Source organism: Saccharothrix longispora (genome assembly GCF_030852425.1).
GTDB lineage: Bacteria > Actinomycetota > Actinomycetes > Mycobacteriales > Pseudonocardiaceae > Actinosynnema > Actinosynnema longispora.
Genome location: NZ_NSDM01000028.1, coordinates 1 through 12,511, shown reverse-complemented (window position 1 = coordinate 12,511; position 12,511 = coordinate 1). Strand labels below are relative to the sequence as shown.

General features: G+C 69.8%; 13 protein-coding genes. 11 read left to right on the top strand and 2 right to left on the bottom strand.

What is annotated here, in order from left to right:
- Window positions 1-99 precede the first annotated feature (99 nt).
- A complete protein-coding gene (locus tag CKY47_RS35245; RefSeq protein WP_306750725.1) occupies window positions 100-780 on the bottom strand; it encodes a helix-turn-helix transcriptional regulator in 681 nt (226 codons plus the stop codon).
- Window positions 781-1,169: 389 nt separating this feature from the next.
- Between CKY47_RS35245 and CKY47_RS35240 the strand changes: the two genes are divergently transcribed.
- The 10 genes from CKY47_RS35240 to CKY47_RS35200 all read left to right on the top strand — a co-directional run bounded on the left by CKY47_RS35240 (window position 1,170) and on the right by CKY47_RS35200 (window position 10,578).
- Complete coding sequence (locus tag CKY47_RS35240; protein ID WP_306750724.1) at window positions 1,170-2,651, top strand: flavin-containing monooxygenase; 1,482 nt, start codon at window positions 1,170-1,172, stop codon at window positions 2,649-2,651.
- A 225-nt stretch (window positions 2,652-2,876) separates the two neighbouring features.
- Window positions 2,877-3,500 carry a DUF1345 domain-containing protein gene (locus CKY47_RS35235; RefSeq protein ID WP_306750723.1) on the top strand — a complete coding sequence of 208 codons (624 nt, stop codon included), beginning with the start codon at window positions 2,877-2,879 and terminating at the stop codon, window positions 3,498-3,500.
- A 183-nt stretch (window positions 3,501-3,683) separates the two neighbouring features.
- Window positions 3,684-4,241 carry a hypothetical protein gene (locus tag CKY47_RS35230; protein WP_306750722.1) on the top strand — a complete coding sequence of 186 codons (558 nt, stop codon included), beginning with the start codon at window positions 3,684-3,686 and terminating at the stop codon, window positions 4,239-4,241.
- Window positions 4,138-4,593, top strand: coding sequence for an integrase core domain-containing protein (locus CKY47_RS37140; protein ID WP_371320791.1), 456 nt, complete (start codon window positions 4,138-4,140; stop codon window positions 4,591-4,593). The genes CKY47_RS35230 and CKY47_RS37140 overlap by 104 nt, the downstream gene beginning before the upstream one ends.
- Window positions 4,594-5,155: 562 nt before the next feature.
- Window positions 5,156-5,761 (top strand): ATP-binding cassette domain-containing protein, encoded by a 606-nt coding sequence (locus CKY47_RS35225; RefSeq protein ID WP_306750721.1) that lies wholly within the window; start codon window positions 5,156-5,158, stop codon window positions 5,759-5,761.
- Complete coding sequence (locus tag CKY47_RS35220) at window positions 5,758-6,630, top strand: ABC transporter permease (protein WP_306750720.1); 873 nt, start codon at window positions 5,758-5,760, stop codon at window positions 6,628-6,630. The genes CKY47_RS35225 and CKY47_RS35220 overlap by 4 nt, the downstream gene beginning before the upstream one ends.
- A gap of 105 nt (window positions 6,631-6,735) precedes the next feature.
- Window positions 6,736-8,517, top strand: a complete 1,782-nt coding sequence (gene uppS, locus CKY47_RS35215) for a polyprenyl diphosphate synthase (RefSeq protein WP_306750719.1) — start codon at window positions 6,736-6,738, stop codon at window positions 8,515-8,517.
- A 461-nt stretch (window positions 8,518-8,978) separates the two neighbouring features.
- A complete protein-coding gene (locus tag CKY47_RS35210; protein ID WP_306750718.1) occupies window positions 8,979-9,407 on the top strand; it encodes an FAD-dependent oxidoreductase in 429 nt (142 codons plus the stop codon).
- On the top strand, window positions 9,376-10,092 hold the full coding sequence (locus CKY47_RS35205) for a phytoene desaturase family protein (RefSeq protein ID WP_306750717.1): 717 nt from the start codon (window positions 9,376-9,378) through the stop codon (window positions 10,090-10,092). Before CKY47_RS35210 ends, CKY47_RS35205 begins: the two co-directional genes overlap by 32 nt.
- A gap of 72 nt (window positions 10,093-10,164) precedes the next feature.
- A complete protein-coding gene (locus tag CKY47_RS35200) occupies window positions 10,165-10,578 on the top strand; it encodes a hypothetical protein (protein WP_306750716.1) in 414 nt (137 codons plus the stop codon).
- Window positions 10,579-10,965: 387 nt separating this feature from the next.
- Here the strand turns inward: CKY47_RS35200 and CKY47_RS35195 are convergent, their stop codons facing one another.
- Window positions 10,966-11,955, bottom strand: coding sequence for a calcium-binding protein (locus CKY47_RS35195; RefSeq protein ID WP_306750715.1), 990 nt, complete (start codon window positions 11,953-11,955; stop codon window positions 10,966-10,968).
- A 10-nt stretch (window positions 11,956-11,965) separates the two neighbouring features.
- Here CKY47_RS35195 and CKY47_RS35190 point away from each other — a divergent pair, with 10 nt between their 5' ends.
- Entirely contained in the window at window positions 11,966-12,511 is a 546-nt protein-coding gene (locus CKY47_RS35190) for a transposase (protein ID WP_306750714.1), read from the top strand.

Here is a 12,511-nt window from a genome sequence, read left to right as displayed (position 1 = left end):
GGTCGTCGCCGCGTCGCTCCGGGTGCGGGCAGCGGGTTCGCGTGCCGCCGTGGCGCGCACGGGACCGGTCCGGGCCCGTGCCAGTGGCGCCTCGGGCGGTCAGATGATCCCGGCGCGCAGGGCGTAGGCGACGGCGTGGGGGCGGTTGCGCAGGTTGAGCCGGGTGGTGAGGACGTGGATGACGTTCTTGACGGTGCGTTCGGAGTAGTTGAGGAAGCCGGCGATGTCGCTGGTGTCGAGCCCTTCGGCCAGCAGGCGCAGCACCTCGACCTCGCGGGAGGACAGGTCGCCCGTGCCGAGGCCGTGAGCGATCTGGACCTCGCGCTGGAGGCGTTGGAGATCCTTGAGCAGTTCGCCGAGCAGGAGCGGGGACAGCACCCCGGCGCCGTTCGCCGCGGCGTGCACGGCCTGCACCAACTGCCGGCCCGCCGCGGCAGGCCTCGGCAACACCGCCACCACGTGCTGCGCCACGACGGCGAGCAGCTGGGACGGCTCGACCCCGTCGGCCACCAGGACCACGGGTGCCCCCGTGGTGGCCGCCACCCGTCTCAGCACGGCCAGCTCGCGGGTGCCCAACCGGTCCGCGGCCAGCACCACCACGTCCACCCCGCGGTCGTCCACCCCCGTCCCGCCGTCCATCCCGCCGTCCATCCCGCCGTCCATCCCGTAGCCCGGGACGAGAACGGCGAACTCCGGCCTGGACCGCAGCACGCCGGCCAGCCCGACCGCGCTCAACGGGTCCGCCGAGTGCACCAGCACCCGCACTCGTTCCCGCACCACCTCGCGGGCTCTCCTCGTCGCTTCCACGGCAACCTCTCCCGGTCCTCGCCCCGCTGTCGGGCAGAAGTGTGGAAGAGCCGTCTTCAGGCCATCTCAAGACCGGCTTCAGAGCTCCCTCAAGACCGGCTCCGGGACTCCCGTGCCGGCTCCACCGCCACGCCCGGTGGGCCGGCGTCGACCAACACCCCCGGACAGCGGCCCACCCGGCATTGCCCCTTCGTGCCGGAAGTCGTGCATTTCCGAGCAGGTTCGCGCAGTCGGATCACCCGGGTGGACGAGTATTCGTCACCGGACGACGGCGAACCGGCGGGCACGCGCGGAATCGCCACGTCGGCTCCGCGGACGACCGCGCGGAACCCGATTCGACGACAGGAAGATCCGGGCTGACCATGTCGAGGCACAGGATCGTGGTGGTGGGCGCCGGATTCGGCGGGCTGACCATGGGGGCGGCGCTGCGAGCAGCGGGGATCGACGACTTCGTCATCCTGGAGGAGGGTGACGACGTAGGCGGGGTGTGGCGGGAGAACACCTACCCCGGCTCGGCCTGCGACGTCCCGTCCCACCTGTACTCGTTCGGCTTCGACCCCTACCGCGACGCCGAGGTGCGCTTCCCCGACCAGGGATCGATCCTCGGCTACATGCGCGCCGTCGCCGACCGGAACGGACTGCGCCGGCACCTGCGCAGCAACACCTCCGTCACGTCGGCGACCTACGTCGACGCGGACGGGACCTGGACGCTGACCACGGCGGACGGGCAGCTCCTCCACGCCGACGCGGTGGTGTGGGCTGTGGGCCAACTGCACCGGCCCGCCGTTCCCGACCTCCCCGGCGCGCACAGCTTCACCGGTCGGGCGTTCCACTCGGCGCGGTGGGACCACGACGCCGACCTGACCGGGCACGTCGCGGTCGTCGGAACGGGGTCGTCGGCGGCGCAGATGGTTCCGGAACTGGCGCGCACCGCGACGACGGTCACGCTGTACCAGCGCACGCCGCCCTGGGTCCTGCCCAAACCCGCCGACCGGTTCGGCCCGGTGAGCCGGTGGGCGTTGGCCCACCTGCCGGGTCTGCACCGGCTCTACCGGGCGGGCCTGTACCTCGGGGCCGACCTGCTGCTGGCCCCCATCACGCGCGAAGGCTGGTCGGCCCGTCCCGCCCGGTGGCTCGCCCTCGCCCACCTGCGACGGCAGGTCCCCGATCGGGCGCTGCGCGACAAGCTCACCCCGGACTACCGCATCGGCGAGAAGCGCATCCTGGTGGACAGCCGGTTCTACCCGGCGCTGACCCTGCCCCACGTCGAACTGGTCACCGATCCCGTCGACCGGGTCACCGGCGACGGCATCCGGACGGTCACGGGCACGCACCGCCATGCCGACGTGATCGTGTGGGCCACCGGGTTCCGCGCTCCGGAGTTCTTCAGCGGCATCACCGTCCGGGGCCGGAACGGCGTCGACCTGCACGCGCACTGGGCGGAGCGAGGTCGTCCGGAGGCGTTCTTCGGGCTCGCCGTACCCGGGTTCCCGTCGATGTACCTGATCGCCGGACCGCACAGCTTCACCCCGACCAACAGCAACCCGTCGATGAAGGAACACCAGGTCCGTTACATCATGAGGTGCCTGGAGCTCAACGCGCGGCTCGGTGCGCCCACCGCGGTGACCCCGGCGGCGATGGCGGCTTATCGGCGCCGACTGGACGCCGCGCTGGCACGCACCGTGTGGCCCGGCGGCGTCCGGTCCTGGTTCAAGCTCGACTCCGACGGTCCCGTCACGAACCCGTGGCCGGCCGGCGCGCGGAAGTTCGCACGGCTCCTCGACGCCCACGCCCCGGCCGACGCCTTCACCGCGGTCCCGGTCCGGGACGTCCCTGCCCGCTGATCACCTCCCGCACCGCGCCGGCCCACCGGCCGCCTGGCGCTCGTCCCACCCGACCACGGACGGTGGCACCGCGTCGAACTCGACCATGCCACTGCCCGGTGCGCACGCGCTTCGGCCGCGTGCGGTGCAACTCCTCCCCACGTCGTCCCCTCCACGGAATGACCGCCGTCATCCGGACGAGGTGGGCGACGACAACCACCCCTGCCGTTCCGACGAAGGAAGGCCATGCGCTTCAGCCCGTCAACCGTGCTGTCCCGGATCATCGAGGGCACGCTCGTCCTGCTCGGCGTCCCCATCTTCTTGGCGGAGGTGCACGACAGCAGATGGATCGCGTTGTGGGACCTCGTCGCCGTCGTCTACCTCGCGATCCGCGTCATCCGCCTCGGTCGCGCCAAGCGGGCGGGCAACGACCGGGGCGCGTGGGTCAAGAGCGCGCTGGGCCGTCGCAGCGGCACCCTGTTCACCCTGTTCACCAGTATCATCGGGATCATGTCCGGCCTGACCATCGTGCTCATCGAAGAGGGCACCCCGGCGGCGGCGATCGGCAAGGCCGCGGGTGTGCCCGCCGTGCTGCTGGCGTGGGCGATCCTGCACTTCGGCTACGCCGACCGCTACGCGCAGGCCTACTACGGCGCCCTGCCCGAGAAGCCGTTGGTGTTCCCCGGCACCGAGCACCCGACGTTCATCGACTTCGCGTACTTCTCGTTCACCGTCGGCACCACGTTCGCCGTCTCCGATGTCGAGTCCCGCACCTCCGGCATCCGGCTGCGGGTCCTCGCGCACGGCGTGCTCTCGTTCATCTACAACACCGCGATGATCGGCATCGCGATCGGCGTGATCGGCGGCTGATCCCCCGGAGGCTGTCCGCTCCGAGCCGTTCGAATTCCCGCGGGTACCCGGCCACCTGCGGAACCTCCCAGGCGACGCCCCCGGCTTGCGGCAGCGTGGAACCGGTTTCGCATCACCTGTGCCGCTCGGAAAGTCATCGCCGCTGGTAGAGCCAGGGCTTCACCGTCTTGAGAGCATGTCCGGGTGATCGTGTCCCTGCTGTGCAAGGTGACCCGTCGACCGCTGTCCGTGCCGTCGACGGTGCTGCGCAGCGAGGCGGCCAAGGACGCCGCACTACTCGTGCTGCGCCACGAGAACGCGGTCCTTCAGCGGCAACCCACGGGTCCGGTCCGCTACGAGCCCGCGGACCGGTTCTGGTTCGCCGCCCTGTCCGGGTTGGTAGATCGTCGACGTTGGCCGGAAATCTTCCCGGTCACGCCGGGCACCCTGCTCGCCTGGCATCGCAGATCCGTAACCCGTAAGTGGGACCACTCCGCGCGCCGACGTACCGGCCGCCCACCGACACGAGCGGCGATCAAGTCACTCGTGCTGCGACTCGCCGGGGAGAACCCCCGGTGGGGTCATCAGCGCATCCAGGGTGAATTGGCCCGACTCGGCCATCACATCGCCCACTCGACGGTCTGGCAGATCCTGCACGATGCGGGCATCGACCCGGTACCACGCGCCGCGGCCCGACATGGCGCGAGTTCCTCACCGCCGACCCCGGACACCGGATGGCGCCCCTGCGCCTCTGCTCCGTGACCGCGACGGCAAGTACAACCACGCGTTCGACATCGTCTTCCACGCCGACGACCTACGCATCATCAAGAGCGCACCACAGGCACCGCGGATGAACACCCACCCTGAACGGGCCATCGGCCCCCTCCGACGCGAACTCCTCGACCACACCCTGATCCTGGGAGAAGCCCACGCACGCCAGGTCCTCAAGACCTACGAAAACCACTACAACCGACACCGACCCCACCAGGGCCGCCACCAACTACCACCCGACGCCCAGCAACACTCCGCCGCAGTACATGACCTCGCCCCCCACAGACTGCACCGCACCCGCATCCTCGGCGACCTCATCAACGAGTACAGACATGCCGCTTGACCAGCAGCGATGACTTTTCGAGCGGCACAGGACCCAGGTATCGGAACCTGGGGAGTTCCGTCCCACGTCTCCGTGCGTGCCGTGCGGACGCTGCGGGCTCGGAATAGGGCGGCGCGGTCGGGTTGCACCGTTCCGGTCCACCGGATCCTGCCCGCCGATTCCCAAGGCGTCGGGGCAGGGCAGGGTGTCAGTCCATGCTCCACCGGATGTGTCGGTCGTTCGGCCACCACGCTCTTGGAGCGGGTGTCGTTGCGCGAGTCGCCCGTGCCTTACCAGCCATTTTGTGCTTGTCACAGAGAGGCGGTCGATTATTCCGTCGGGCGGGTCTGGGGCATTGCGTCGTCTGTACGCGTCACGCCGGGTGTCGTCTTCGCCCTTGGATGCTCACCTTTCATCAGGCCTCGCACCGACGCTCGAGCCTGTCCCCCATTGCGCGATCAACGACTTGCGAGACCAACCACCCGCTGAAAGTGACCCGTTAGGGTGAAGATCCGTACCCTTCCCGCGCCATGATCGTTGGGCGATCCGGTCACGGTAGATCCGGGTGCACGGGGGAACAAGCATGGAGGTCAGAGGTGTGCGTCATGCCTACCGCCGGCGTGCCGTCCTACGGGGCGTGGACCTGCGGCTTCGTCCGGGCGCGTTGTGCGGGGTGGTCGGGGAGAACGGTGCGGGCAAGTCGACTTTGCTGAAGATCCTGTCCGGTGAGCTGCGGCCCACGCGCGGCACGGTCCACCACACTGGCGCGTTCGGGTACTGCCCGCAGCACGTGGTCCTCAACGACGCGCTGACCGTGCGGCAGCACCTGGAGTTCTTCCGGAAGGCTTATCGCCTGCCCGATCTGCGGTACGCCGAAGAGATCATGGACGTGTTGGACTTCGCCGGGTACGTCGACGAGCGGGTCGGGGTGCTCAGTGGTGGGACGCGGCAGAAGTTGAACGTGACGCTGGCACTGATGCACGATCCGCGGGTGCTGTTGCTGGACGAGCCGTACCAGGGGTTCGACTGGGACACCTACCAGCGGTTCTGGGACCTGGCCGCGCGGTTGCGCGATGCGGGGCGTTCGGTGCTGGTGGTCTCCCACCTGGCCTACGACACCGAGCGGTTGGACGAGTTGTGGCGCCTGGACGACGGTGTGCTCCGTCGCGACGAGGCGGCGTCGGCGTGAGGGCCCATTTATCCTGGTTCGCCACGGCCACCCGGTTCGCGCTGGTCGAGCATGGCCGCAACCGGTTCGCCACGCTCCTCGTGGTCCTGTTCATCCCCCTGTGGACGACCCTGGCCTACCTGGCGATGCCCGACACCCCGGCGCCCCTGCGGCTGCGCGTTACCGGGGAGACGCTGGCGCCGCCTGGGAACGAGTTGACCGAGATCAGCGGGGCGCTCAACGCCGTCACCCTCATCACCGGTTTCATGATGTTCGCCGCCACGTTCTCCGGCAGCCGCTTCGACCGCCGACTGGCGATGGCCGGCTACCCCCGCACCCACCTCGTGCTGGCCAAGGTCACCGCGCTGGCCCTGGTCTCGGCGGCGGTCGCCGCCTACGCCACCGCGGTCACCTGCCTGGCGTGGACACCCCGGCAGCCGCTGCTGCTCGCCGCCGCGCTGTTCTGCGCCGGGCTCACCTACGGCGCTCTCGGGGTCGGCTTCGGCTCGGTACTGCGCCGGGAGGTCGAGGGGATGTTCGCCATCGTGATGACCAGCATCATCGACCTCGCCCTGCAGAACCCGATCGTGAGCTCCGGGGCCGACAACCCGATCGTGCGCTTCCTGCCCTCCTACGGCGCCATGCAGGCCGGCACGGCGGCGGGGTTCTCCACCAACCCGGTCCCGGGCCACCTGGCCATCCAGCTCACCTGGTTCGCGGTGGCGGCCCTGATCGCCCTGATGGGTTTCCGCCGCAGCACCCGCAGCACACTGCCCGCCACCGCGCAGACCCTCGCCCCCGAGCCGGGAAGCGACTCCTTCCTCACCCCGCCACGTCGAACCGCCGCGCCCTCGTCGTTGGGGCCGGCATCCGACACGACAACACCCTGAGGTCCCGGTCCCCCGATGCGCACACACCCCCACGCCCAGCCCACCCCGGCACCCTTCGACGACGTCAGGCCCGCGCGGCGGGGCCGGGCCACCGGCCGTGCAGTGGTGGGCGAGGATCCGCTCTTACGGGCGGCGTACGCGCTGTGCCGCCGCACCACACGAGCGCACGACCCCGCCATCCACGCCCTCGTCCAGCTCATGCCGGCCGTGTTGCGCCCGGCGTGCTGGGCGCTGTGGGCGGCCGCCAGCGCCCTGGACGACCTGGCGGACCGACCAGGGGTGGAACCGGCCCGGCGCGCGGCCGACGTCGAGTCGTGGACCAAGGCTCTGGAGCACGACCTGGCGGTGGGCGCGAGCACCGATCCGATCCGGCACGCCCTGGTGGACACGGCGGCGCGGTGGCGTCTGGACCTGTCCGACCTGCGGGGCGCGATGGCCACGACGCGGGAGGACGCCCGCGGTCTGCGCTTCGCCGACTGGGCCCAGTGGCGGGCCTGGTGCAGCCGGGAAGTGGCGCCCTGGGTCGAGCAGGTGCGGCACCTGTTCGACCAGGCCGGCGCGCCGATGACGCTGCGGTTGGACCGGCAGGCCGACTACCGGCACTTCGTCGACGGCGCCCAACTCACCGACACCCTCACCGACCTGAGCACCGACCTCGCCCAAGGCCACCTGCTCCTGCCACGGGAAGCCATGGAGCCCTTCCCCGGCGCGGAGGAGGACCTGATCCGACGCCGCTGGAGTCCGGCCGTGGCGGCCCTGATCGCTGAGATGACCGTTCTGGGCCGCCGATGGCTGACCAGGCCCGCCATGACCAGGGGGATGCACCCCGGCGCCGCCATCGTGCTCGACACGGCGGCCGGGCTGATGCGCCTGCAACTCGACGCCGTCGACGCGGCCGGCCCCACCCTGCTCGCACGCCCGCCGCGCCCGTCCGTCGCGGCCCGCGCCCGTGTGCTGCTCCCCGCCCGCCTCCGCTCCGCCGTGGCTTGGAGCCTGACGCCGCTGACCGTGCCCGCGGTCCGGCCTGCCGCGGCGGTGGTGGTGAAGACGAGCGGTCCTGGCCCGGCGGCCGAGGACGCCGGGCTGCGGCCCCCGCCACCGCACCGCGACGGTGCCCGACCCCCGCACATCGCCGCCGACAAGATGCCCGAGCACGTGGCGATCATCATGGACGGCAACGGCCGCTGGGCCCAACAGCGCGGCCTGGGCCGCCAAGAAGGCCACCGTGTCGGCACCGCCGCCGCGCACGAGATGGTCTACGGCGCCCTGGAGATCGGCCTGCGGCACCTGACCCTCTACACGTTCTCCACCGAGAACTGGAAACGCGACACAGACGAAGTCACCACGATCTTCCAAACGGTCCAACACGAACTCGACCACGGCCCCCTGCGTGATCTGAACGTGCGCCAGCGCTGGTCCGGCCGCCCGGACAGACTGCCCGAGGACCTCGTCCACGCCCTCGAGCGCGAAGAGCACCGCACCCGCGACCGCACCGGACTGACACTGACCATCTGCCTCGACTACGGCGGCCGCGACGAGATCACCCGCACCGCCGCCGCACTCGCCCAAGCAGCCCGGGTCGGCGACGTCGACCCCCGCCTCATCGGCCCGGACGACTTCGCCCGCCACCTGCCCCACCCCGACATGCCCGACGTCGACCTGCTGTGGCGCACCGGCGACGAACAGCGCACCTCCAACTTCCTGCCCTGGCACACCGCCTACGCCGAGCTCTACTTCACCCCCGACCACTGGCCCGACGTCGACCGACGCGACCTGTGGCAGGCCATCACCGAGTACGGCCGACGCCAACGCCGCCATGGCGCCGCCCTCACTTCCTCCGAACACCAACGGCCGTCCCCTCACACCCAACCCGACTCCCGCCACTGACGCCTCCCAGCTCAGCCATGACCACGCCAGCCGAGTTCCCCGACATCCGGCCAGTCGCCGTACCAACGCCGCCTGCGCCGCGGTGACGCACTGCCGCGGCAGCGGCATCCCGTGGGCAAGCGCTCGTCGGACACCAGTGATGACGTCCTCAACACCAGTCCGAGGTAGTCGAGATCCCAGTCGAGTCGGCGATCGACAGGACATCCCGGACGGCATTCATCGGCGATGAGCACCTTGTCCTGGTGGCGTCGTCGACCAAGCAGCAACACACGACAACCGTCGCAGAATCCCTGCACGCCAGCCGGTGGTGGATCCGGATCGTGGTGTGCATCTGCTTGCGTGGCACGCTCAGATCCTCCTGCGGCATCGCGTCGATCCGTCCGTAGGCAGGCTCCGGCACCGACGTGCGCGGCGGCGGCTTCTTCGCCCATGTAGCACCCCTTGTGCGTTACCGTCTCGCGGTGACCAAGCCCCATGTGATTGTGGTCGGAGCGGGCATCGGCGGTTCTGCATCGGCCGCGTTGCTGGCGCACGCCGGGCTCCGAGTGACCCTGCTGGAGAAGAACCGCTACCTCGGCGGTTCCTGTGCCAGCTATGAAAAACACGGCTTCCAGATCGACTTCGGCACGCATCTCTTTCCCCGCGGGGAACGCGGCCCGCTCGGGCAGGTCCTGAAGCGGGTGAAACGCCCTGCCGCCATCGAGTTCCGACGCCACCCGACGTCTTCGAACTCCGGTGGGCCGGACCACGCCCCGGCCACCGATCGCTCACCGTTCCGGCTTCGGCATGGCGCATGCCGCCCTTCGCACTCCGGGCCATCCGGGAATGCCGACTGTCCCCTCGGGCCGTCGCCACGCGATGCGGCTCCTGACGCGCGCCGTCACCGCTGACGACAGGTTCACCGACGCCTGGCCGTACCGCGATCTGGAGGACTTCGTCAGGCGCCACACCAACGACCCCACGATCGCCAACGCGTTCTACTTCCTCGCAGGACTCGGCTTCGTCCTGTCGCCTCGCGACGTCTCCGCAGGAGAAGCCCTGCACTGCTTTCGGCGGGGACTGCTGGACAACAGCCTGTCCTACGCCCAAGGCGGCTCGAAAGCGGTACCGACCACCTACTGCCGCATCGCCGAGGAACTGGGCGCCGACGTCCGCACCGGCACAGGGGTCAAACGAATCCTCATCCACGACGGACGCGTCCACGGTGTCGAACTGCTCGACGGCACCCGACTGGACGCCGACATCGTGGTCTCCACCTCCAGCGTGCGCACCACCGCGCTACAACTGTGCGATCCCGCCACGCTGCCACCTGCCTTCGTCGACCACGCCAAGGGCATCACCGGTTCCATGATCGCCATCCAGGCGAAAATCGGACTGAGCAGGAAGCTCGTCGACGCCGGCTGTCTCGTCGGCGCCGTCAGCGACTCCATCGACCCGCTACGCGCCGACGCCACGATGCCCACCTCGATGATGGGCTCCCTCACAAGGGGGGACATACCAGACGTCATCCCGCTCCACTGCACCGTTCCGACCAACTTCGACGCCTCGCTCGCACCCCTGGGCATCAACTGTTGACCGTGTGCATTCCCGCCCCCACAACGGATGTCGAACTGTCCGCGTCACCGCGCGCATGGGAACGACGCACTGATGAAAGCCGTACGACGGATCGTGCCCGGCATCGACGACCACATCCTCTTCGTCGACCGCACCACCACCAGATGGATGGAACACTGGATCGGCAAGCAGTACGGCCCAGCCATCTCTACCGGCCAAACCCCACGACAGGTCGGCAAACACCGCCCACCCGTCACCACCCCCGTCGACGGCCTCTACCTGGCCGGCTGCGGCGCGGGCGGCAGAGGCGTGGGCACCGAACTCGCCGCCGACAGCGCCATCGAATGCGCCGAACACATCCTCGACGACCTCGGCCGAACCCCGCCCCCATCCTGGATCCCACCCCGTGACCCCGCCCCGACGCTCCCGGCAAGCATCTGGCGCAACCTCACCCGCCCAGCTCCACGACGCACCCGCCAACCGGAGAACCCTGTGGCCCATCACTGAAACGTTTGCAGCGACTGCAAAGATACGCCCATCCCGCGACCACCACCGCGGCAACATCATCGCGTCGAACCACGGGAGAGTCCTCACCCGATAGGCTTGCGTTCCCGGTCGTTGACAACGACCTCGAGCGGCACTCGGCGAACAAATCGCGCCGCAGAGCACGAATCAGTCACAACACACCAGTCATAGTGCCGATTGGCCGGGCCGCACTGATCACGGAGACCGTATCCGGCCTTCCACACATCCCGAACCGCCGCGGATTGCACCCGGCTTCGCCCGCGAGGGTTACCGCTGCCGGCTGCTCGCGCTCCGCGAGCTGATCTCGACCTTCACCCGGCGTTCACCGCGGCGGTGAGCACGTGCCCACCGCCGCGGTCGTCGCCGCGGTCACAGCTCGCAGTTGACCTTGTTCTCGACGTTGGTGCACGTGTCCAGGCTCGGGCCGGCGTCGGCCGTGTCGGTGCCGATCCCGCCGTTGACGCTGTCGATGTTGCCGACGACCAGGCTGATGAAGTTCGCGTTCCCGTTCTTGGCGTCGCCGTAGAGCACGTCGTCGCCCGGTCCGGCGTCGATGGTGTCGCGGTGGCCGCTGGTGACCGCCTTCGCGCCCGAGAGGGAGTTCAAGGTCTCGTAGTCGCCGTAGATGGTGTCGTTGCCCTCGCCGCCGGTGATGGTGTCGTTGGAGGTCTCGGCGGTCACCGGCGCGCTGACGCCCAGGGTCGCGGTCTGCGCGTCGCCGTAGATGGTGTCGCCGCCACCGCCTCCGGAGATGGTGTCGTTGAGGTTGCCGATCAACACCGCTCCGGCCAGACCCGCGCCCGTCCCCACGGTGATGGTCCTGCCGTAGCCGTAGATGGTGTCGGGGTCGTCGCCGCCGATGAGGGTGTCGTTGAGACCGACGATCCCCCCGGAGACGGCGGTGATCGTCACGTCGAGGAACCCGCCGGAGATGACGTCCGAACCCGGTCCGCCGTCGATGTGGTCGTTGTCGGCGACGTAGGCCGCCGAGACGCTGATGACACCGGTCCCGGAGTTGCCGACCAGCACGTCGTCGCCGGCCTCGCCGAACACGCGGTCGGAGAGGTTCTCCAGCGGGCCGGGGGCGGGCAGGCCGGGGAGGACGTCGGGTACCACGACGAACTCGCCGTAGACGGTGTCGTCACCGTCCCCGGCGCAGACCCGGTCGTTGCCCGCCAACCCGACGATGGTGTCGTCCCCGCCCAAGCCGACGATCACGTCGTCACCGTTCGTACCGGTGAGGGTCTCGCCGCTCGCGGAGCCCACGATGGTGGCGGGCAGCCCGTCACAGGTCGTCGTGGCGTGTGCGGCGGGCACACCCACCAGCGACCACGAAGCCGCCACAACCACGCTCACCACCGCTCCGAGGGTGGATCTGGCACTGGATTTGCGCACAGCGATCTCCTTCCAGTTCACCGCGCAACGCGGAACCGGCAATCACAATGGGAGAGCTGCGCAACTCCTCCGTGTCATCGCGCGCATCCGGCACGACGTTACGGAGACACACAGGACACGCGCAAAGAAGAGTGGGACTTGCCCCTGGATGTTGGACACCGGACACACTTGGGTCCTGGCGATCCGGGTGGACAGGAGTCCCGTTCAGATGGTGATGAAGCACTACCCGCCGGAGTTCCGGGCCGAGGCGGTCGCGCTCTACCGGTCCCGACCCGGCGCGACGATCAAGTCGGTGGCCGACGACCTCGGGGTCAACCACGAGACGCTGCGCAACTGGATCCGGCTCGACGACGGCCGACGCACCGGAACCCACACCGCCGCCGCTCCCGCGGCCGCGTCGTCGTCGGGTTCACCGGAGGACGAGAACGCCGCGCCGCGCAAGCGGATTCGCGAGCTCGAGGAGGAGCGCGACATCCTGCGCAAGGCGGCCCGGTATTTCGCGGGCGAGACGCGCTGGTGA